Annotated in this window: 20 protein-coding genes; 17 read left to right on the top strand and 3 right to left on the bottom strand. The window is 65.7% G+C overall.

Features of this window, described 5'->3' with window-relative positions; all coding sequences use genetic code 11:
- Positions 1–89 precede the first annotated feature (89 nt).
- The 12 genes from ahcY (at position 90) to AB4879_RS17285 (ending at position 12262) form a co-directional block, all read left to right on the top strand.
- Complete coding sequence (gene ahcY / locus AB4879_RS17340) at positions 90–1550, top strand: adenosylhomocysteinase (RefSeq protein ID WP_102808629.1); 1461 nt, start codon at positions 90–92, stop codon at positions 1548–1550.
- Between the two features lie 16 nt (positions 1551–1566).
- Positions 1567–2196, top strand: coding sequence for a dTMP kinase (locus tag AB4879_RS17335; RefSeq protein WP_370508575.1), 630 nt, complete (start codon positions 1567–1569; stop codon positions 2194–2196).
- A gap of 72 nt (positions 2197–2268) precedes the next feature.
- On the top strand, positions 2269–2955 hold the full coding sequence (gene mtrA, locus AB4879_RS17330) for a two-component system response regulator MtrA (RefSeq protein WP_370508574.1): 687 nt from the start codon (positions 2269–2271) through the stop codon (positions 2953–2955).
- A 22-nt stretch (positions 2956–2977) separates the two neighbouring features.
- Positions 2978–4651, top strand: coding sequence for an MtrAB system histidine kinase MtrB (gene mtrB / locus AB4879_RS17325; protein ID WP_370508573.1), 1674 nt, complete (start codon positions 2978–2980; stop codon positions 4649–4651).
- A 20-nt stretch (positions 4652–4671) separates the two neighbouring features.
- Positions 4672–6414, top strand: coding sequence for an MtrAB system accessory lipoprotein LpqB (gene lpqB / locus AB4879_RS17320; RefSeq protein WP_370508835.1), 1743 nt, complete (start codon positions 4672–4674; stop codon positions 6412–6414).
- A gap of 11 nt (positions 6415–6425) precedes the next feature.
- Entirely contained in the window at positions 6426–6956 is a 531-nt protein-coding gene (locus AB4879_RS17315; RefSeq protein WP_370508572.1) for a VOC family protein, read from the top strand.
- A gap of 81 nt (positions 6957–7037) precedes the next feature.
- On the top strand, positions 7038–7358 hold the full coding sequence (locus AB4879_RS17310) for a WXG100 family type VII secretion target (RefSeq protein WP_370508571.1): 321 nt from the start codon (positions 7038–7040) through the stop codon (positions 7356–7358).
- Positions 7351–7641: a WXG100 family type VII secretion target gene (locus AB4879_RS17305; protein ID WP_370508570.1), complete on the top strand. Its 291-nt coding sequence runs from the start codon at positions 7351–7353 to the stop codon at positions 7639–7641. The genes AB4879_RS17310 and AB4879_RS17305 overlap by 8 nt, the downstream gene beginning before the upstream one ends.
- A gap of 22 nt (positions 7642–7663) precedes the next feature.
- Positions 7664–10312, top strand: coding sequence for an ADP-ribosyltransferase (locus tag AB4879_RS17300; RefSeq protein ID WP_370508569.1), 2649 nt, complete (start codon positions 7664–7666; stop codon positions 10310–10312).
- Positions 10309–10878 (top strand): hypothetical protein, encoded by a 570-nt coding sequence (locus AB4879_RS17295; protein WP_370508568.1) that lies wholly within the window; start codon positions 10309–10311, stop codon positions 10876–10878. Before AB4879_RS17300 ends, AB4879_RS17295 begins: the two co-directional genes overlap by 4 nt.
- A gap of 3 nt (positions 10879–10881) precedes the next feature.
- Positions 10882–11340 carry a hypothetical protein gene (locus AB4879_RS17290; RefSeq protein ID WP_370508567.1) on the top strand — a complete coding sequence of 153 codons (459 nt, stop codon included), beginning with the start codon at positions 10882–10884 and terminating at the stop codon, positions 11338–11340.
- 166 nt (positions 11341–11506) lie between these two features.
- A complete protein-coding gene (locus tag AB4879_RS17285; RefSeq protein WP_370508566.1) occupies positions 11507–12262 on the top strand; it encodes an SseB family protein in 756 nt (251 codons plus the stop codon).
- Positions 12263–12278: 16 nt separating this feature from the next.
- Here the strand turns inward: AB4879_RS17285 and AB4879_RS17280 are convergent, their stop codons facing one another.
- Together AB4879_RS17280 and AB4879_RS17275 are read right to left on the bottom strand one after the other, a co-directional pair.
- Entirely contained in the window at positions 12279–13508 is a 1230-nt protein-coding gene (locus AB4879_RS17280) for an HNH endonuclease signature motif containing protein (protein ID WP_370508565.1), read from the bottom strand.
- Positions 13509–13548: 40 nt separating this feature from the next.
- Positions 13549–14370 carry an alpha/beta fold hydrolase gene (locus tag AB4879_RS17275; RefSeq protein ID WP_370508564.1) on the bottom strand — a complete coding sequence of 274 codons (822 nt, stop codon included), beginning with the start codon at positions 14368–14370 and terminating at the stop codon, positions 13549–13551.
- A gap of 52 nt (positions 14371–14422) precedes the next feature.
- Between AB4879_RS17275 and AB4879_RS17270 the strand changes: the two genes are divergently transcribed.
- From AB4879_RS17270 to secA, 3 genes are all read left to right on the top strand, one after another.
- Positions 14423–15052, top strand: coding sequence for a ComF family protein (locus AB4879_RS17270; RefSeq protein WP_370508563.1), 630 nt, complete (start codon positions 14423–14425; stop codon positions 15050–15052).
- Between the two features lie 295 nt (positions 15053–15347).
- Complete coding sequence (gene hpf / locus AB4879_RS17265; protein ID WP_370508562.1) at positions 15348–16022, top strand: ribosome hibernation-promoting factor, HPF/YfiA family; 675 nt, start codon at positions 15348–15350, stop codon at positions 16020–16022.
- Positions 16023–16121: 99 nt separating this feature from the next.
- Positions 16122–18899: a preprotein translocase subunit SecA gene (gene secA / locus AB4879_RS17260; RefSeq protein WP_370508561.1), complete on the top strand. Its 2778-nt coding sequence runs from the start codon at positions 16122–16124 to the stop codon at positions 18897–18899.
- Positions 18900–18918: 19 nt separating this feature from the next.
- Here the strand turns inward: secA and AB4879_RS17255 are convergent, their stop codons facing one another.
- Complete coding sequence (locus tag AB4879_RS17255; protein WP_370508560.1) at positions 18919–19380, bottom strand: Rv3235 family protein; 462 nt, start codon at positions 19378–19380, stop codon at positions 18919–18921.
- Between the two features lie 174 nt (positions 19381–19554).
- Between AB4879_RS17255 and AB4879_RS17250 the strand changes: the two genes are divergently transcribed.
- Together AB4879_RS17250 and ppk2 are read left to right on the top strand one after the other, a co-directional pair.
- Complete coding sequence (locus tag AB4879_RS17250) at positions 19555–20970, top strand: wax ester/triacylglycerol synthase family O-acyltransferase (RefSeq protein WP_370508559.1); 1416 nt, start codon at positions 19555–19557, stop codon at positions 20968–20970.
- A gap of 9 nt (positions 20971–20979) precedes the next feature.
- Positions 20980–21828, top strand: coding sequence for a polyphosphate kinase 2 (ppk2, locus tag AB4879_RS17245; protein WP_370508558.1), 849 nt, complete (start codon positions 20980–20982; stop codon positions 21826–21828).
- Positions 21829–21849: the final 21 nt, after the last annotated feature.

The raw sequence follows: 21849 nt of genomic DNA, 5'->3' as shown, positions 1-21849 counted from the left end.
GCGCCTGTCCCGCGAGCCCGCAGGCTGAGGGTGTCGCCAGCGCGCGTATCGCGCGCTCACCGGCAATGACGAACGAAAAGGGGCTCTACATGTCTGAAATGACCGTCGAGGTGCGCAACGGCATCGACTTCAAGGTGGCCGACCTGTCGCTGGCCGAATTCGGCCGCAAGGAAATCCGGCTGGCCGAGCACGAGATGCCCGGCCTGATGGCGCTGCGCCGCGAATACCACGACGTCCAGCCGCTCAAGGGTGCCCGTATCTCGGGTTCGCTGCACATGACCGTGCAGACCGCGGTGCTGATCGAGACGCTGGTTGCGCTCGGCGCTGAAGTCCGCTGGGCGAGCTGCAACATCTTCTCCACCCAGGACCATGCCGCGGCGGCCGTCGTCGTCGGCCCGCACGGCACCCCCGAGGAGCCGACCGGCACCCCGGTGTTCGCCTGGAAGGGCGAGACACTGGAGGAGTACTGGTGGGCCGCCGAGCAGATGCTCACCTGGGAAGGCGAGCCCGCCAACATGATTCTCGACGACGGCGGCGACGCCACCATGCTGGTGCTGCGCGGTGCGCAGTACGAGAAGGCTGGTGTGGTTCCGCCCGCCGAGGATGACGACTCGGCCGAGTGGAAGGTCTTCCTGGAGCTGTGCCGCAAGAGCTTCGAGAAGGACAACACCAAGTGGACGAAGATCGCCGAGTCGGTCAAGGGTGTCACCGAGGAGACCACCACCGGTGTGCTGCGGCTGTACCAGTTCGCCGCCGCCGGTGAGCTGGCGTTCCCGGCCATCAACGTCAACGACTCGGTCACCAAGAGCAAGTTCGACAACAAGTACGGCACCCGGCACTCGCTGATCGACGGGATCAACCGCGGCACCGACGTGCTGATCGGTGGCAAGAAGGTGCTGATCTGTGGCTACGGCGACGTGGGCAAGGGCTGTGCGGAGTCGCTGGCCGGCCAGGGCGCGCGCGTGCAGGTCACCGAGATCGACCCGATCAACGCGCTGCAGGCATTGATGGACGGCTTCGATGTGGTGACCGTCGAGGACGCCATCGGTGATGCCGACATCGTCGTCACCTCGACCGGCAACAAGGACATCATCACCCTCGATCACATGAAGGCGATGAAGGACAAGGCCATCCTGGGCAACATCGGCCACTTCGACAACGAGATCGACATGGCCGCCCTCGAGCGCTCGGGTGCCACCCGGATCAACATCAAGCCTCAGGTCGACGAGTGGATCTTCGGTGCCGACGGCAAGTCGATCATCGTGCTGTCCGAGGGCCGGCTGCTGAACCTGGGCAACGCGACGGGCCACCCGTCGTTCGTAATGAGCAACAGCTTCTCCAACCAGGTGATCGCTCAGATCGAGCTGTGGACCAAGAACGATGAGTACGACAACGAGGTCTACCGGCTGGCCAAGCACCTCGACGAGAAGGTGGCCCGCATCCACGTCGAGGCTCTCGGTGGCACGCTGACCAAGCTCACCAAGGACCAGGCCGAGTACATCGGCGTCGACGTCGAGGGTCCGTACAAGCCGGAGCACTACCGCTACTGAGCGTTAGGCTCCCGCCGTGCTGATCGTCATCGAGGGACTCGACGGGGCCGGTAAGCGGACGCTGACTGCCGGACTTCAGCGCGCGTTCGAAGCGGGCGGAAGGTCGGTCACCACACTGGCCTTCCCCCGCTACGGCCAGTCGATCCATGCCGACCTCGCGAGCGAGGCACTGCACGGACAGCACGGCGACCTGGCCTCATCGGTCTATGCGATGGCGATGCTGTTCGCCCTCGACCGGGCCGGGGCGATCGATCAGATGGCCGAACTAGGTCGTCGACACGATGTGGTGATCCTGGATCGCTACGTTGCCTCCAACGCCGCGTACAGCGCGGCCCGGCTGCACCAGGACGCCTCCGGTGCGGCGGTGTCGTGGGTGGGCGAACTCGAGTACGGCCGGTTCGCCCTGCCCAAACCCGACCGGCAGATCCTGCTCGACGCCTCGGTCGGGTTGGCCGCCCAGCGCGCCAGGCACCGGGCTCAGCAGGAGGCCGACCGGGCCCGCGACGCCTACGAACGCGACGACGGACTGCAGCGCCGGACGGGCGCGGTGTACGCCGAATTGGGTGCCGCTAACTGGGGCGGGCCCTGGTCGATCGTCGCCCCGGACGTCGATCCGGCGGCGTTGGCGGCCACACTGCTCGGTTAGAGGACCCCACGCAGCGGAAATGTCGCAACTCGCCCGTGTGGTAGCCGGGGTTTGTCGCAATTCGGTGACACCATGGACACCATGAGGCAAAGGATTCTCGTAGTCGACGACGACCCATCGCTGGCCGAGATGCTCACCATCGTGTTGCGTGGCGAGGGTTTCGACACCGCGGTCATCGGCGACGGCTCGCAGGCGCTGACGGCTGTGCGTGAGCTCCGCCCCGATCTGGTGTTGCTGGACCTCATGCTGCCCGGCATGAACGGCATCGATGTGTGCCGGGTGCTGCGCGCGGACTCCGGGGTGCCGATCGTCATGCTCACCGCCAAGACCGACACGGTGGACGTGGTGCTGGGCCTGGAGTCGGGCGCCGACGACTACGTGATGAAGCCGTTCAAGCCCAAGGAGCTGGTGGCGCGCGTCCGTGCCCGGCTGCGGCGCAACGAGGACGAGCCGGCCGAGGTGCTCTCGATCGCCGACATCGACATCGACGTGCCTGCGCACAAGGTCACTCGCGAGGGTGAGCAGATTTCGCTGACACCGCTGGAGTTCGACCTGCTGGTGGCGCTGGCACGCAAACCACGCCAGGTGTTTACTCGAGATGTGCTGCTCGAACAGGTGTGGGGATATCGCCACCCCGCGGACACCCGTTTGGTGAACGTGCATGTCCAGCGGTTGCGGGCGAAGGTCGAGAAGGACCCGGAGAACCCGCAGGTGGTGCTGACCGTTCGAGGAGTGGGTTACAAGGCCGGACCACCGTGATGCGCACGGAGGAGCGCCGCAGGTGATGTTCGGCTCGAGGCGGCGCATCCGCGGTCCGTGGGGACGATCGGGTCCCCTGGTTCGGGGTACGAGTGCGCTGAGTCGAGCACTGGGGTTGATCTGGCGCCGGTCGCTGCAGTTGCGGGTGGTCGTGCTGACGTTGGGTCTGTCGGCCGCCGTGATAGTGGCGCTCGGCTTCGTGCTCACCAGCCAGATCACGAACCGGGTGCTCGACGTGAAGGTGCACGCGGCGACCGAGGAATTGGATCGGGCGCGCAACACGGTCAGCGGAACTGTCAGTGGTGAAGAGGCGCGGTCTCTGGACAGCAGCCTGCAGCTGGCCCGCAACACACTGATCTCCAAGACAGGTCAATCGTCCGGCGCGGCGCTGGCCGGCACGTTCGACGCGGTCCTGATGGTCCCCGGCGACGGACCGCGAGCGGCCACCGCCGCCGGACCGATGGACCAGATCCCGAAGTCGTTGCGTGACTTCGTCAAAGCGGGCCAGGTCAGCTACCAGTACGAGACGGTACGAACCGACGCGTTCAGCGGTCCGGCGCTGTTGATCGGTACTCCGGCGCCGTCCCGCGTCCCGAATCTTGAGCTCTACCTGATCTTCCCGCTCAACAACGAGGAAAACACCATCACCCTGGTGCGCAGCACCATGGCCACCGGCGGGTTGGTGCTGCTGGTGCTGCTGGCGGGGATCGCCCTGCTGGTTTCCCGGCAGGTGGTGCTGCCGGTGCGCTCCGCATCGCGGATCGCCGAGCGCTTCGCCGAGGGTCATCTCTCCGAGCGGATGCCGGTGCGCGGCGAGGATGACATGGCGCGGCTTGCGGTGTCGTTCAACGACATGGCTGAGAGTCTGCAACGCCAGATCACCAATCTCGAGGAGTTCGGCAATCTGCAGCGCCGGTTCACCTCGGACGTCAGCCACGAGCTGCGCACGCCGTTGACCACTGTGCGGATGGCGGCTGATCTGATTCACGACCACTCCGAGGAACTGGACCCGGCGCTGCGCAGGTCCACCGAGTTGATGGTCAACGAGCTCGACCGATTCGAGACCCTGCTCAACGACCTACTCGAGATCTCGCGCCACGACGCCGGCGTCGCCGAACTCTCGGTCGAGGCAGTCGATTTGCGGTCCACGGTGAATAGTGCGCTCGGCAACGTCGGCCACCTGGCCGACGAGGCCGGGATCGAACTGATGGTCACCCTGCCCGACAGCGAGGTCATCGCCGAGGTCGATGCCCGCCGCGTCGAGCGCATCCTGCGCAACCTGATCGCCAACGCGATCGACCATGCCGAGCGCAAGCCGGTCCACATCCGGATGGCCGCCGACGAGGACACCGTCGCGGTCACCGTCCGCGACTTCGGTGTCGGCTTGCGCCCCGGCGAGGAGAAGCTGGTGTTCAGCCGGTTCTGGCGTTCGGACCCCTCCCGCGTGCGTCGTTCCGGCGGAACAGGTTTGGGCCTCGCGATCAGCATCGAGGACGCCCGGCTGCACCAGGGCCGGCTCGAGGCGTGGGGTGAACCCGGCAAGGGTGCCTGCTTCCGGCTGACCCTTCCGCTGGTGCGCGGCCACAAGGTCACCACCAGTCCGTTACCACTCAAACCCGCCGCCGCGGAACGCCAGGATGGCCGCAAAGACTCGCGCCAGGTTCGGCAGCGGGAGCCGGCGGGGGAGAGCGTGTGACACGCCGGCTGCTGGCCCTGATGCTGGCCGGACTGGTCGTGATGGTGGGCGGCGGATGTGCCGGGGTGCCGAATTCTTCTGCGCCGCAAGCGATCGGGACCGTCGAGCGGCCCCAGCCGAAGAGCCTGCCCAAGCCGACCCCCGGGATGGATCCGGACCAGCTGCTGCGGGAATTCCTCAAGGCCACCGCCGACCCGGCGAACCGGCATCTGGCGGCGCGACAGTTCCTCACCGCTTCGGCCTCCAGCGGTTGGGACGACCAGGGCAGTGCACTGCTGATCGACAACGTCGTGTTCGTCGAAACCCGTTCTCCTGACCGGGTTGCGGTCACGATGAAGGCAGACATGCTGGGGTCGCTGTCCGATGTGGGTGTCTTCGAAACCGCCGCGGGGCAACTTCCCGACCCGGGACCGCTCGAGTTGGTCCAGACGCCCGACGGCTGGCGCATCAACAAGCTGCCCAACGGAGTGTTCCTGGATTGGCAGCAGTTCCAGGCCACCTACAAGCGCAACACTCTCTATTTCGTCGACCCGACCGGCAAGACCGTCGTTCCAGATCCGCGGTATGTCGCGGTGTCCGACGCCGACCAGTTGGCGACCGAACTGCTCAACAAGTTGATCGCCGGGCCCCGCCCGGAGATGGCCCGCACGGTGCGCAACCTGCTGGGACCGGTGAAGATGATGGGCCCGGTGACCAGGGCCGACGGCGGCAAGACGGGTATCGGCCGCGGCTACGGCGGAGCGAAGGTCGACCTGGAGAATTTGACTACCACCGATCCGCACAGCAGGCAACTGCTTGCCGCCCAGATCATTTGGACACTGGCGCGGGCCGACATCAAGGGCCCGTACGTGATCAACGCCGACGGCGCAGCTCTCGACGACCGGTTCGCCGACGGCTGGGACACCACCGATGTGGCGGCCACCGATCCGGGTGCGGTCGACGGCGCCGCGGCAGGTGTGCATGCGCTGATCCGCGGATCGCTGGTGTCGCTGGACGGACAACGGGCCACACCGGTGCCCGGATCGTTCGGCCAGATGAACGATCAGGTGTCGGCGGCGCTGTCGCGAACCGGTCAGGCGATCGCGTCGGTGACGGTGCAGCGGCCCGGCGCGCCGGACATGGTCTCCACGGTGTGGATCGGCCCGAACGGTGGGGTGGCGGCGAAAGCCACCGATGCGCGGTCGCTGACGCGACCGTCCTGGGCGCTGGACGACGCCGTGTGGGTGGTGGTGGACGGCAACAGCGTCGTACGGGTGATCCAGGAGCAGGCGTCTGGGCAGCCCGCCCGGATCCCGGTGGACTCCGCCGCGGTGGTGTCCCAATTCCCCGGTGCGATAGCCGAATTGCAACTCTCCCGGGACAGCACCCGGGCGGTGATGGTGATCAACGGGCAAGTGATTCTGGCGAACGTGGAGCAGACCCCCGCCGGCGAGTTCTCGCTGACGTATCCGCGTCGGCTCGGTTTCGGGCTGGGGTCGTCGGTGGTGTCGCTGTCGTGGCGCACCGGCGACGACATCGTCGTCAGCCGAACCGATGCCGCGCATCCGGTGTCGTACGTGAACATCGACGGGGTGAACTCCGACGGGCCGAACGGAAACATCGTGATGCCGGTGACCGCTGTCGCGGCGAACCCGGCGGCGGTGTACGTGTCCGACAGTCGCGGCGTGCTGCAGCTGTCGGGTAACAGCGCCGAGAACAGTCAATCCTGGTCGGATGTACGGCCTTTCCTGACGCCCGGCGCGGTGCCGGTGCTGCCCGGCTGAGAGGAGACCTGGTGCCTGGACCTGTGCTGCCCGGCGTGATCCGCCAAATCGGTTACATCGTGCAGGATTTCGATGCCGCGCTAGCGAACTGGCTGGACCTCGGAGTCGGTCCGTTTTATGTGCTGCGCGGTATCGAGCAGACCGGTATCTACCGCGGCCAGGAGTGCACGGTGAAGCTGACGCTGGGGCTGGCCAACAGTGGCGACATGCAGATCGAAGTCATCCACCAGGACAACGATGCGCCCTCGATCTATTCGGAGTTCACCTCGGCGGGCGGGGACGGCTTCCACCAGCTGGCCTACTGGGCGCAGGACTACGACGCCGCGTTGGCGGCCGGGCAGGCCGCAGGCTGGCCGGTGGTGTGGTCGGGTGGCGACCCGGGCACGGCCCGCTATGCGTACTTCGAGCCCCCACCCGGGACGGCGGCGACGATCATCGAATTGATGGAGCTCACCCCCGCGACGATCGGGATGGGTGAGTTGGTGCGCTCCGCGGCGGTGGACTGGGACGGAAGCGACCCGATCCGGACCCTGTTCGGGTAGCGGTACAGGCGGCATTTCGGGCTCGCCCTGCTGCTCAGGAGTGAATTGTGGAGGCCGTGTCAAGCCAGTAGCGTTTGCTCTGTGAGTGGAACTGGCGACGGCGGCGTGCTGAAAGTCGACCCTGCGGTTCTGCGGGCGGCGTGTGAGGCACTGACCTCGGGGGCGCAGCATCTGCAGGCGGGGCTGCGCGATCTCGACACCGAGGCGCAGCAGGTGCTGGGGACCTGGGAGGGGTCGGCGGGCGGTTCGTATGGCACGGCGTGGAAACAGTGGCATGACGGATCGCTGAAGGTGCAGCAGGCGCTGGCGACCATCGCCGAGCGGTTGGGTCAAGCCGGGCAGGCTTTCGAAGCTCACGAGCAGGCGTCGGCAACACAGTTGCGAGGAGTTCACCGTGGCTGACGCATTTGCCGTCGATCTCGACAAGCTGGCCGACATCGTCGAACGCATGGCGGCCTACCAGGGGGTCGTCGACTCGATGCTCGAAGAGTGTGACGCTGTGGTGGCCAACTTGCATGCGCAGTGGGAGGGCGTCGCCAGTGAATCCCATGCCGCCATCCACAAACAGTGGAAGGAGGGCGCCGACATGATGCGAAATGCGCTGGGCCAGTTGCGGTCCGCCGGGCAGCATGCGCACACGTCCTACAGTGGCGCGGTCGAGGCGAACCAGAAAATCTGGGGCTAATCGATGTCCGCAGTGAGTCGCCATGGGTGAACCGTTGCGGGTGGATCCGCCGGCGCTCTCGGGTGCGGGCTCTGCGGTCGCCGGCCTCAGTGAGGGACTCACCGCGGCCGTAGGCGCTCTGACCGGGTCGTACAACGCGAACGCGGGTCAAGACGCCGCGGGAACCGCGTTCGGATTCGCATACCAGGATTCCGCCAGTGCGTTGGTCGAGGCGGTCGGTAAGGGCGTCAACGCATTACGCCACATTGGCTATCTGATCCAGGGCTCCGCGACCAACTATTCTCGCGCCGAGGCCGCGGCCGATATCGGCGGTAGGGCGGCGCCGTTGCCCGCGCCGATTGCGCCACCGGTCTACTCGGCGCCGGGCGGCGATCCAGATGTCAACGGGCCTGGGCAAACTCCACCGGTGTTGTGGTACCTGGTCGAGTTTCTGGTCGGGGACTGGTGGCCGAATGGTGAGCCCACCGAGCTGAGGGCGGCCGCTGCCGCCTGGGCCGTTTTCGCCACACCGCTGTACGGTGTGTCTGCGGCGAACTCGGGCGCGTACGCCACCATCGGCGCACAGCAGATGCCGGACAAAGAGCCGATGCAGCAGGCAGTGCGTGACGTCGGCACCGCGATGTCGTCGCTGGCCGGCGAGGCGCAAAAGCTCTCGAATCAACTGAGCAGCTTCGCAACCGATGTCGAGACGACGCAGAACGCGATCCGTGATCTGCTGAACAAGCTCAAGGATGTGGTGGGCTCGGTCATCGACCAAGGCATCATGGGCACAGTCTTCGAACTGATCACCGGTGACGCGGAAGAGAAGATCCAAGAGGTCGCCGACGACGTCAAAGCCGTCATCGCCAACCACAAACGGCAGTCTGCTGCCAGGAAAGAGCTACTCGCGCAGCTGAACAACAGCATCAAGAACTACACGCGCGCAATGGAAATCGTCACGCGGGTGGAATTGGTCAACTATCTCGGCGAGGATGCGGGCCGGGTCGCGGCCAACATCAACGACGCATTCACCGATGCAACGACCGGCGCCTCGCTCAGCGCGATCAATACGGTCGGCGGTCTGGTGACGGCATTCGATCCTCTTGGTGATCCGAAAGGCACGTGGAAGAACATCGAAAACCTGAGCAAGATGGCTCTGACGTTCAACCCGATGACTGCGCCGACCGCGTTTGCGATGGATCCCGAGGGCTCGATCGACATGGTCAAGAATGTCACGCACTTCGACGATATCTTCACGAGCAACCGGCCGTTCCTCGGGCTCGGCGAGGCGGGCTTCGACATCGCTACGGCGGTCGTACCCGGCGGAGCGGGTATCAAGGCCGCCGGTGGTGCCCGTGCCGCCGAGGGGGCAGCTGCACGTGCAGAAGTGAGTGCGACCGAGCGGGCCGCCGGTGAAGCAGGCGGGATCGCCTCGGCGACAGGTGGTTTGCGCAGTGCCGCGAGCGACGTCGACCGTGTCACCGCGAAACTGGACGACCTGAACAAGACGGGTCTTGACGGAGGCAAGCCACCGTCCGGAAGCCCGGGGCCGTTGCCCAAGCCATCGGAGCCAGGGCCACCGACGGCGCCGCGTGACCCTGCGCCTGCGCCGACAGGCGGCAAGCCGACGTCGGCTCCGCCGTCAGGTGATCCCGTTTCCCCGCCGGTGACTCACACGCCGGACCCGCACACCCCCGACGTTGCGCCCGCGCCGAAGGCCGAAGTGCCCTCTGCACCTGCGGCTTCCGAGGCGGCGCCGACGCCTGCGTCTTCGGGAGGAGTAAGTCCGTCGCCGAGCGCGCCCTCCGGTGGGCACCCGCCAGCACCTCCGATGGATGCGACAAGCGGGTCGCCGGCTGGCGCCGCGCCGCATGGCGGCGGTGGCACTATTGGCGATGCCCCGCACGATGGTGGTCTGCCCCATAACGGGGATGGCCACGGCTCTCCGTCGACAGAACACCAGCCGAATAACCCGCCACACACCGGATTACACGATCCGCCTGCTAATCACGGGACGCCAGGTGGTCATCTGCCGGACTTGGCAGAGATCAACCAGGAATATCGGATGCCGAGTGGCGCGGTTGACCCGGCTCGATTCGATGAGTGGACGGAAAAGGTCTCCGACGAGTATGAGCCAATATCGCCAGCCGGCGTGGGGGGCGTGTACGACTACAGCACCGAGCTGCATCAGGGCATGAATCCTTATCTGCGTGATATGGATTCGCTGAGCGAGAGGCAGCAATCCGTATTGGGCGTCGACTCGTTGAGTGACCTAACGCCAGAACAACGGGCATTGTGGGAGGAGAGGATCGCCCATACTGACGAAGGTCTCGCAGCGCTGCCGCCCTATCGAGTGGATCCCTCGGAACTGGCCTCGACCACCTGGCGCGGAATGCGTGCGTCGGACTCCTTGCTCGCACAACTTCACGAGGGAGCCATCTTCCATGATCCGGGGTATCTCAGTACGACCACGGATTCGTTCGTTGCCGAATCCTTCGCTAGGGGCGCGCTGCCCGGGGAAACGCCGACTTTACTCAAAGTGGTCGGGTCCGATGGAGTTGATGTGAGCCAGCTTTCCAGGTACATGGATGAATCGGAGATCTTGTTTCCGCGCGGCTCCCAATTCGAAATACTGTCTCGGGAGCTCGGCGACGACGGGGTCCTGCAAATTACTATGAGGCAGGTCAAGTGACGAACCCTGATCAGCTGGTTTCGGCCGAGGCAATCGAAGGCTGGATAAAGCGCCATCCAACCAAGGGTGAGGGAATGACTCGGCCCTACAACAGGAAGTGGGAAAACGGGGGGTGTAGGCCGAGCCATTCTCTTCGGCATTGGCGATCAGACCGAGTCAAGACACTTGCCGAGGGGATTGCGTCGCTACAGCATCCGGTGTTCGGGTTGAGCAACGGAGTGTTGGTGAATGTGGATGGTGTCCCTGTGCGCGTCTCGGGTGACCGCAGCGACCGAGGGGATGGCCCACCGCAGGAGTATCTGATACAAGTCGAAGGCGGTCCAGTGAATTTCGTGGGTGACTCGCCCGAAGTCATCGTCGAGATACTACGAGGGCTCTGGTCACCGACGTCACCGCCCAAAGATGTTGACTTCATCCAGGTGGGGTTCCCCGGCCATGAGCAGGACGAAGTTACTTACGTCGGTAGCTGGCAGTGGGATATTCACGGCGAAGCGCGCGGGCCAGAGTTCATCGACCGCGCGGCGGCAGCCACTTTGGCTGCTATCGACGCCGCGAAAAGGGAGTGATAAGTGGCCGAAGACATTGTGACAACGCTGTCCAAACTTCCGGCGATGCCGGCGATCACGTACAGGGGTATGGCTGGTCCGAGGCCGAACGCGTCCTTCACGCTCAGCGGGATCTTGCCCACGTCGATGGATCCGCGTGTTGCCAGCGAGAACTTCACCGCAGAGTGGTTGGCTGCGATCGTGAGCATCACTGGTCGCCTCGTGGCACCGTTCGCGCGGTATCGCGAGGAGCAGGAGATCGCCATGCTCCCAGGAACATTGCTGCTCTTCGCCGGCTCGGTGGACGTGCCCGAGCTAGGGGACAGTGTGGTGCTTCTTGCCGAGCCAGGGGATGCGCCTGGTTTGCCCACCGACTCAGCGGCACTCAAAGAAGCTGTTATTCAACAGATTAACAGTGCATTGGCGCGTCCTGCTGTCACCGTCAACACCCCGGGGCGGTTCGCATTCCGCCCGCCCAGCTGAATTGCCGCACCAACGCTGCGGTCGCAGTGAGGTACCGATGACACAGGCGTGGGCGGGAAATATGCACCTCAGAGTCGTGCGCGACGCGACCGGCATTCGCGTCGAAGAGCCGAAAACCCTGTGACGGCCTTGCGACTGGTAAGTGCGGAGTGAAAGGAAGCATGATATGAAACAAGTCGACAACACGATCGTCCGCGCGGCAGTCGCATCCTTTGCCGCGCAACCGAACCAGGCGAACGCTCTAGAAGTGCTGCGGTCCTGCATGTTTGGTGACCTGCTGTTGGACACGACTGGCTCCGATGCGCCGACCGCCACTGGCTTCGCGCCCGGTGCACGGCTGCAGATCCGTCGCGGCACAGGCCCAGACGGCAAAGGCGCACTGTTCGCTTACACACGCAACGAAGAAATCGCGCGCCTTCACCCGCCCGGAACAGCCACCATGTCCTTGGTCAACCCCGCGACCGGCGTACTCGAACTCGCCCAGTCGCAGCAAGACGCCTGGCTCTACATCGATCCGGCCGGACCGACCTGTGCGATGTCTGCGGCCGAGATCGACTTTGCATTGCGCAACCCGAACAACGAGCCACTCAAAACCGCCACGGTCGATCTGGCTGCTGGCCGCATCGACCGGCAGAAGGTGCTGGACTTACTCAAGCAGGACGGCCCTCTGCTCCTCGGCGTCGACGAGACGTCACAGCCTGGAAAGATGGCCTTCCGCGCAACAGCGATGCCGGACGGGTCGCCTGGACTCTTCGCGTTCACCAGTGCCCCGGAGGTCGTAGCCCACAACGTGGCGGACGCCGTCATGGCCAGCACGACAGAGAAGGTGATCGAGATAGCCCGCGAGCAGGGCTACGGTGGACTCGTCATCAATCCCAGCGGACCGTATCTCGCGGTCACGCTGGCGGAACTCAACGCCTGACCGCCGCCCACCCAACCTAATTCTCCGGTGGCGCCTGAGGCTGAAACGGTTGGTACCACTTCCAGTCGGCGCGTTCGCCGGTGGGTCCGGGGCAGGGTGGAACCATCGGGGGTGGATGGTGTGGTGGGCGGGCGAGTGAGCGCGAACTGAGGGGTTCGCCGTCGCTGTCGGTGACGGTGAGTTGGTGGGCGGGTCCGGTGATGGTGATGTCGCCGTGGTGGTGTGCGCGGTGGTGGAAGGGGCACAGCAGCACCAGGTTGTGCAGTTCGGTGGGGCCGCCGTTTTCCCAGTGTTGGATGTGGTGGGCGTGCAGTCCACGGGTGGCGCTGCAGCCGGGGACTGCGCAGGTGGTGTCGCGGTGTTCGAGGGCGCGGCGAAGCCGCCGGTTGATGGTGCGGGTGGTGCGGCCGGCGCCGATGGGTTGGCCGTCGCGTTCGAACCATGCTTCGCAGGTGGCGTCGCAGGTCAGGTAGTGGCGGTCGCCATCGGAGAGCAGCGGACCCAGATGCAGTTCCCCAGTCCTCTTGTCGACGTCGAGGTGAACCACCACGGTGGTGCGCTGCCCGTGTGGGCGGCGGGCCACGTCGGCGTCCCAGCCGGCCTCGACCAGGCTCAGGAACGCATCGGTGGTGTTGGGTAGCGGTGGCGCGTTGTCTGCACCACCGTTGTCGTGGTCGCGTTTCCAGTCGGCGACCAGCGCATCGTGGTGGGACTGCAGTGCGGCGTCGACGGTGGCTGCCTCGCGGTGCGGAAGGGTGATCTTCCAGGTGGTGGATTCGTCGCCGACGGTCTTGCGTATCGAGCGTGGCGGGTCGGGTTGGGGGCCAGGCTTGGGTGGGCGGGGTTCGAGCTTGATGGCGGTGCGCAGTTGGCTGACGGTGGCAACCGTGGCCAGTTGTGCGTAGTGCTCGTCGGAGCCGTCGGCGGCGCGTTCGGCGATGACGCCGACCTGATCCAGCGACAGCCGGCCCTCACGCAGCGCTTGTGTGCATCGCGGAAATTCAGAAAGTCGATGCGCGACAGCGGAAATGGTGGTGGCGTTGGTCGGCGAGGTGCCCAGCTTCCAGGCCACCACGGCCGCGACGGAGCGCGCCCCGGTCATACCGCAGAGGTCGTCGCGATCCAATTCGGCGACCAGCTCCACGATGCGCCCGTCGATCGCATTCCGCTGGCCGGCAAGCTCCGCCAACTCCTCGAACACCACCTCCAGGCGCTCCTTCGGGCTGAGCGCGACGGTCGAGGACATGACAACATCATCGCATCAGGGTCCGACAAAAACGGACCGCTCAAAGGTGACTCAGCACCCGCTCCGCGAAGACGTCCGGATGCTCCCGATGCATGAAGTGCCCACCCGGAACTTCCTCAATGACGTAGTCGCTCAGGAACTTCCGCGCAGCCCGGCGATAATCGGACAGTGCGGCCACCGGATCGTCCAACCCGGCGAAAACGGTGGTGGGCACCGTGATGCGCGCCCTCAGAGACGCGGACGGTAGCGGTGATAGCTTGCGGTAGTAGCCGAAGGCTGCGTCAAGGCTGCCCGGGCTGGCGAAGCACTCCCGTACGGCATTGAACTCCGAGGCGGGAGGATTCCACGTCGGTGACCATCGTCGATAGATCGCAGGCAACGCGGCGAAGTCGTTGCCGGCGAACCGTTTCGTGGCGCCCGGCAGCTTGTACGCAACGAAATGCCTGGCACCCCAAAGCTTCCTCGGCGTCGGGACAAGGGTCGCAGGATGGGGGATCGCCACCGTGATCAGCTTGCTGACCCGCTCCGGTCCGAGCGCGGCGGCGCCGTAGGCGGCCGAAGCGCCCCAGTCGTGCCCGATCAATACCGCCTCGGAGGCGCCCAAGGCGTCGATCAGAGCAAGAACATCACGAGCCAATATCTCTTGCGACGCATCAGCGTCCGGCACCTCGGTTGGGTGATACCCACGCATGAACGGGCTCACGGCCCGGTAGCCGCGATCGGCGACGCGCGGACGCAAATCGTCCCAGGTGTGCGCAGTGTCCGGAAAGCCGTGCAGCATCAGCACGAGGGGCCCGGAGCCTTCCTCGAGATAGGCGAACCGAAGTCCATTTGCGTTGGCGAAACCCATCGCACCGGCCATGACCTGTGGACAGTACTCCCGCTGCCCGGCCTCGAGGCGTCACACTCGAGCCATGCTCGACCTCATCCTCCCGCTCGAATGCGGAGGCTGCGGCGCGCCGTCGACCAAGTGGTGCGACGTCTGCGCCGCGACACTGAACGTCCACACCGACGAGCCGCATCTCGTCACCCCGCGCATCGACCCCGGCGTGCCCGTCTTTGCTCTTGGCCGCTACGTGGGCCCACGGCGGCAGGCCATCGTCGCGCTCAAGGAACACGGCCGTCGCGACCTCGCGGCTCCGTTCGCCCGCGCCCTGGCACTGGGCATCCACCAACTCGAAACCTGGGGCATCATCGATATCCCGTTCACCATCGTCCCGGCGCCCACCCGCGCCTTGGCCGCTCGCCGCCGCGGCGGAGATCCCGTCCTGCGCATCGCGACACAAGCCACCCGGGACAACCGCGACATCAGCGTCGTCCGGGCCTTGAAGACCCGGGCGATGGTCCGCGACTCCGTCGGCCTCACGATCGCCGACCGTGAACGCAACCTGGCCGGCCGGATCAAACTGACCACACGTGTGACAGGCGAGGTCCTGCTCGTCGACGACATCGTCACCACCGGCGCCACCGCCCGCGAGGCGGTGCGGACTCTCCAAGAATCCGGTGTGAATGTAACGGCCGTGCTCGCCTTGGCGCACGCCTGACCTGGGCGGGTGACGATCGGTGTAACAGGGGTCGAAAGACTTCGAAACAGGTGGGCCAAAAAGGTGGCACACCGGCGTGAACAACGACTACCGTCGGGGCCAACACACCGTGAACACATCACGGGGGCGGTCTAGTTCACAGGCCCGCCGCTTCGCCGAGTGACGGTAGGAGGTGAGGTTCCTCGACCCCTAGCGCCGGCGGGTGAGTTTCGTGCCAATCCTGTCGGCGCAGCATCCCAAGACAGGCCGGCACGCCAGAGTGCGTGCAACCCGTAACAGAAACGAGTTGTCAAGCATGTCAATCGATTCCGCGAACACCGGTCAATTACTCGCCGACGATGACGACCTTGCAGAATCCGCCAACGCCGAAGTTCAGGTGTGCGGACGCAATGTCGAGATCCCCGATCACTATCGCGTCTACGTGGCGCAGAAGCTCGCTCGCCTCGAACGGTTCGACCGCTCGATCTACCGCTTCGACGTCGAGCTCGAGCACGAACGCAACCGCCGCCAGCGCAAGAACTGTCAGCACGTCGAGATCACCGCGCGTGGCCGCGGTCCGGTGGTCCGTGGGGAGGCCTGCGCGGAGAGCTTCTACGGCGCCTTCGAGGCCGCCGTCCACAAACTTGAGAACCGGCTGCGGCGCACCAAGGACCGCCGCAAGGTTCACTACGGCGACAAGACCCCGGTATCGCTGCACGAGGCCACCGCGGTGACCCCGCTCCTCGACGCGGCCGCAGCGTTCACCCCCGAAAACGCCACCGCCCAGGAGCAGGTGCTCGACGACCATGAACCAGGCCGCATCGTGCGGACCAAGGAGCATCCCGCCAAGCCGATGACGGTCGACGACGCGCTCTACGAGATGGAGCTCGTCGGGCACGATTTCTTCCTGTTCCAGGACAAGGAGACCGATCGGCCGTCGGTCGTCTATCGCCGGCACGCCTACGACTATGGGTTGATCCGACTAGGCTGATCGCCGCTGCCCGGGCCCGACCAGCGCGTCACCTAGGATGGAGGGCGCTTAAGCCTCCAATTCACAGGGGGCCCCTCCTATATATGTTCAGGGGAAAACGTGCTGTCGAAGTTGCTGCGCCTTGGTGAAGGTCGCATGGTCAAGCGCCTCAAGGGGGTGGCTGACTACGTCAACACCTTGTCCGACGACGTAGAGAAGCTGTCGGACGGCGAGCTGCGGGCCAAGACCGATGAATTCAAGAAGCGCGTTGCTGACGGCGAAAGCCTCGATGACCTGCTGCCCGAGGCTTTCGCCGTCGCTCGCGAGGCGGCCTGGCGGGTGCTGCAGCAGCGCCACTTCGATGTCCAGGTGATGGGCGGCGCCGCGCTGCACTTCGGCAACGTCGCGGAGATGAAGACCGGTGAGGGCAAGACCCTGACCTGTGTCCTTCCCGCCTACCTCAACGCCCTGGGCGATGAGGGCGTGCACGTCGTCACCGTGAACGACTACCTAGCCAAGCGCGACAGCGAGTGGATGGGCCGGGTGCACCGCTTCCTGGGCCTCGAGGTCGGCGTCATCCTGTCCGGCCTGACCCCTGACGAGCGCCGCGCGGCCTACGCCGCCGACATCACGTACGGCACCAACAACGAGTTCGGCTTCGACTACCTGCGCGACAACATGGCGCATTCGGTCGAGGAGATGGTGCAGCGCGGCCACAACTACGCGATCGTCGACGAGGTCGACTCGATCCTCATCGACGAGGCCCGCACCCCGCTGATCATCTCCGGCCCCGCCGACGGCGCCTCGCACTGGTACAGCGAGTTCGCCCGCCTGGCCCCGATGATGAAGAAGGACACCCACTACGAGGTCGACATCAAGAAGCGCACCATCGGTGTGCACGAGTTGGGTGTCGAGTTCGTCGAGGACCAGCTCGGCATCGACAACCTTTACGAGGCAGCCAACTCGCCGCTGGTCAGCTACCTCAACAACGCGCTGAAGGCCAAGGAGCTCTTCGAACGCGACAAGGAGTACATCGTCCGCAACGGCGAAGTGCTGATTGTCGACGAGTTCACCGGCCGCGTGCTGATCGGCCGGCGCTACAACGAGGGCATGCACCAGGCCATCGAGGCCAAGGAAAACGTCGAGATCAAGGCCGAGAACCAGACGCTGGCCACGATCACGCTGCAGAACTACTTCCGGCTCTACGACAAGCTCGCCGGCATGACCGGTACCGCCGAGACCGAGGCCGCCGAACTTCACGAGATCTACAAGCTGGGCGTGGTGCCGATCCCGACGAACCGGCCGATGGTCCGTAAGGACCAGACCGACCTGATCTACAAGACCGAGGAAGCCAAGTACATCGCCGTCGTCGATGACGTCGTCGAGCGCTACGAGAAGGGCCAGCCGGTCCTGATCGGCACCACCAGCGTCGAGCGCTCGGAGTACCTGTCGCGGCAGTTCCAGAAGCGGCGCGTCCCGCACAATGTGCTCAACGCCAAGTTCCACGAGCAGGAGGCCGGCATCATTGCCGAGGCCGGCCGCCGTGGTGCGATCACGGTGGCCACCAACATGGCCGGCCGCGGTACCGACGTCGTGCTCGGCGGCAACGTCGACTTCCTCGTCGACACCCGGCTGCGCGAGCGGGGCCTGGATCCCGTTGAGACCCCCGACGAGTACGAGGCCGCGTGGCAGGAGGAACTGCCCAAGGTCAAGGCGCAAGCAGCTGAAGAGGCCGAGCACGTCATCGAGGTCGGTGGCCTCTACGTGCTGGGCACCGAACGTCACGAGTCACGGCGTATCGACAACCAGCTTCGTGGCCGTTCCGGTCGGCAGGGCGACCCGGGTGAGTCCCGCTTCTACCTGTCGCTGGGCGACGAGCTCATGCGGCGATTCAACGGCGCGACGCTGGAAAGCCTGCTGACGCGGCTCAACCTGCCCGACGACGTGCCGATCGAGGCCAAGATGGTGACCCGCGCGATCAAGAGTGCGCAGACCCAGGTCGAGCAGCAGAACTTCGAGATCCGCAAGAACGTCCTCAAGTACGACGAGGTGATGAACCAGCAGCGCAAGGTCATCTACGCCGAGCGCCGCCGGATCCTCGAGGGGGAGAACCTGCAGGAGCAGGCCCACGACATGCTGGTCGACGTCATCACCGCGTACGTCAACGGCGCCACCGCCGAGGGCTACGCCGAGGACTGGGACCTCGAGCAACTGTGGACCGCGCTCAAGCAGCTCTACCCGGTGGGCATCGACCACCACGACCTGCTCGACAACGATGCCGTCGGAGAGCCCGGTGAGCTGACTCGTGAAGAGCTGCTGGACGCACTGATCGCGGACGCCGAAAAGGCTTACGCGCGACGGGAAGCCGAGATCGAAGGCCTCGCCGGCGAGGGCGCCATGCGCCAGCTGGAGCGCAACGTGCTGCTCAATGTGATCGACCGCAAGTGGCGCGAGCACCTCTACGAGATGGACTACCTCAAAGAGGGCATCGGTCTGCGGGCGATGGCGCAGCGCGATCCGCTGGTCGAGTACCAGCGCGAGGGCTACGACATGTTCGTCGGCATGCTCGACGGCCTGAAAGAGGAGTCGGTCGGTTTCCTGTTCAACGTCCAGGTGGAGGCAACGCCGTCGCCGGCGGTCGCGCCGGTGGACACCCCGCAGGGGCTGGCGGATCTGGGCAACCAGCAGCAGGAGCCGGCACCGGCCTTGCGCGCCAAGGGAATCGACGACGAGGACTCCCGGCAGCTGACCTACAGCGGTCCCGCTGAAGACGGCTCGGCGGAAGTCAAGCGCAACGGCGGCGGCAAGCAGGCCGCGACGGCGGGCACCACCCGCAAGGAGCGACGCGAGGCGGCGCGCAAGCAGTCCAAGAGCAGCAGCAGGCTGCGCCGGGGTTAACCGCGGTTAAGTCACGCCGTCAGCCGATGTGCAGGGCCACCACCTGCCAGCGCAATCCGGTCGGCGTCAGCACCTGTTCGACACGACAGGCGATGGCGTGGGTGCGGCCGTCCCGGCTGTAGGTGGCCGCCACTTCGGCCGCCGAGCCGTCGGGCCCGACCGGTTGCACCCGTAGCCGCCGCAGTCGCGCGGCGCCGTCGCCCTCGTGCCGCGCGACGGCAGGCAGCAGCGACTCCACCAATCCGGCGGCCAGCAATGGTCGCAGCTGTGCCAGCGAGCGCCGCCGGTCGATCACCTCGAGGACCCGTCTCAGCGCGGCGTCGGCGAAGCCGCCCGCCGCGCGCATCGGGGCAGACACGGTCGGCTGTTGCAATGGGCGGGGCGACGGTCCGAGGGTGCGGGGACCCGGCAGGTGCACCCGCTCGGGGGCATTGCGCAACACCGGCGGTTCGTAGTCGACGACGGGAACGACACAGGACATGGGCACTCTCCGAAATAGGTCAACGGGTGACCGGCTGCCGGAGAGAGGCGACCGATGGCGACATGATGGCACAGTTCTGTCGTCGGTGTGTGCACCCGCGATGCGCTGACCCGGGGTTGGCGGCTACCGTGTCGGAACGGGGCGGGGATTGTCGATGAGGGGAATGTCGCAACGATGGTGACTAGGCTGTCAGCGTCGGACGCCTCGTTCTATCACCTGGAGAACACCTCCACCCCGATGTACGTCGGCTCCCTGGCGATCGTGCGCAAGCCCCGCGCCGGGTTGAGTTACGAGACCCTGCTGGAAACCGTCGAACATCGGCTGCCGCAGATCCGGCGTTATCGCCAGAAGGTCCGCGAGGTCACCTTCGGTTTGGCGCGGCCGGTATGGGTCGACGATCCGGACTTCGACATCACCTATCACGTCCGGCGTTCGGCGCTGCCGTCACCGGGAAGCGATTCGCAGCTGCACGAACTGATCGCCAGGCTGGGGTCGCGCCCGCTGGACCGGTCACGGCCGCTGTGGGAGATGTACCTGATCGAGGGCCTGTCCAAGAACCGGCTGGCCATTTACACGAAATCGCACCAGGCGCTGGTCAATGGGATGGCAGCGCTGGAGATCGGCCACGTCATCGCCGACCGCACCCAGAAGCCGCCGACGTTCGGTGAGGACATCTGGATCCCGGGCCGCGAACCCACCAACGGACAGCTGCTGCTCGGCGCGGTCGGGGAGTGGCTGGCCCGGCCCCGGATGCAGATGCAGGCGGTCACCTCCGCCGTCGGCGACCTGGCCCGCAACAGCGGGGAAGTGGTCGATCTGGCGCGGCGGCTGACCGACGTGGCGCGCACCGTGGCCCGCGGTACCGCGCCGAGCAGTCCGCTGAACACCAAGGTGTCGCGCAATCGGCGGTTCACGGTGGCCGTCGGTTCCCTCGCGGACTACCGGCTGGTGCGTTCGCGCTACGACTGCGACGTCAACGATGTCGTGCTGGCCGTCATCGCCGGTGCCTTACGCAACTGGCTGCTGTCGCGCGGCGAGCCGGTCACCACCAGCTCCACTGCGCGGGCGATGGTGCCGACGTCGGTGTACCCCGAGGCGGTCTTGGATTCATCCGGTCCGGGCCAGGCCATCAGCGAGGTCGCCCCGTTCCTGGTCGACCTCCCGATCGGCGAGGGCAACGCGGTGGTACGGCTGTCTCAGATTGCCCACACCACCGAATCGCATTCGGCGGCAGCCAGTCTGGTGGACGCCCGCACCATCCTCACCCTGTCCGGCTTCGCGCCGCCGACGTTGCATGCCATGGGTACCCGGGTCGCCACCCAGTTCTCGGCCCGCCAGTTCAACCTGTTGATCACCAATGTCCCTGGGCCGCAGTCGCAGATGTATGTGGCCGGGGCGAAGCTGCTCGAGACGTACGCGGTGCCGCCGCTGTTGCACAACCAGGTGCTGGCCATCGGCGTCACATCGTATTGCGGCATGCTCTATTTCGGCATCCACGCCGACCGCGATGCCATGAGCGATGTGGACGTGCTGCCGACGCTGCTGGCCGAATCTCTCGAGGAACTGCTCGAAGCCGCGCGGCAGACGTAGGATTCGGCGATGGGTAAGGCCAAATCGAAGGGTGACGAGCCGGTCGCCAAGGTTAATCGCAAGATTCCCAACGACATCTACGAAGCCGAATTATATCGGCTACAAACCGAATTGGTGTCCTTGCAGGAGTGGGTCAAGGCCACCGGCGCGCGGGTCGTCGTCGTGTTCGAGGGCCGCGATGCGGCCGGCAAGGGCGGCACGATCAAGCGCATCACCGAGTACCTGAGCCCCCGAATTGCGCGCATCGCGGCGCTGCCCGCACCGACCGAACGTGAGCGCGGCCAGTGGTATTTCCAGCGCTATGTCGAGCACCTGCCGGCTCGCGGCGAGATCGTGTTGTTCGACCGATCCTGGTACAACCGCGCCGGTGTCGAAGTGGTGATGGGCTTCTGCACACCGGTCGAGCACGAGCTGTTCCTGCGGCAGTGCCCGATCTTCGAGCAGATGCTGATCGACGAAGGAATCATCCTGCGCAAGTACTGGTTCTCGGTATCTGACGACGAGCAGCTCCGCCGGTTCAAGAAACGTCGCAAGGATCCGTTGCGGCGCTGGAAGCTCAGCCCGATGGACCTCGAGTCCATCTATCGCTGGGAGGACTACTCCCGCGCCAAGGACGAGATGATGGTGCGCACCGACACCCCGGCCAGCCCGTGGTTCGTGGTGGAGTCCGAGGACAAGAAGCACGCGCGCCTGAACATGATGGCCCATCTGCTGAAGGGCATCGACTACGAGCACGTCGAGCACCTCAAGGTCGATCTGCCCAAACGGCCGCCAATGGGCGATTATCAACGGCCGGCGCGGGAGCTGTCGACCTATGTCGACGACCACGTCTCCACCCTGCTCGGAAACGGCGCTTAGGCGCAGCGGCTAATCTGCCGG

The sequence above is a fragment of the Mycobacterium sp. SA01 genome (genome assembly GCF_041287105.1).
Taxonomy (GTDB): domain Bacteria; phylum Actinomycetota; class Actinomycetes; order Mycobacteriales; family Mycobacteriaceae; genus Mycobacterium.
The sequence above is the reverse complement of the archived record's forward strand: the minus strand, read 5'-3'. Positions and strand labels throughout refer to the sequence as shown.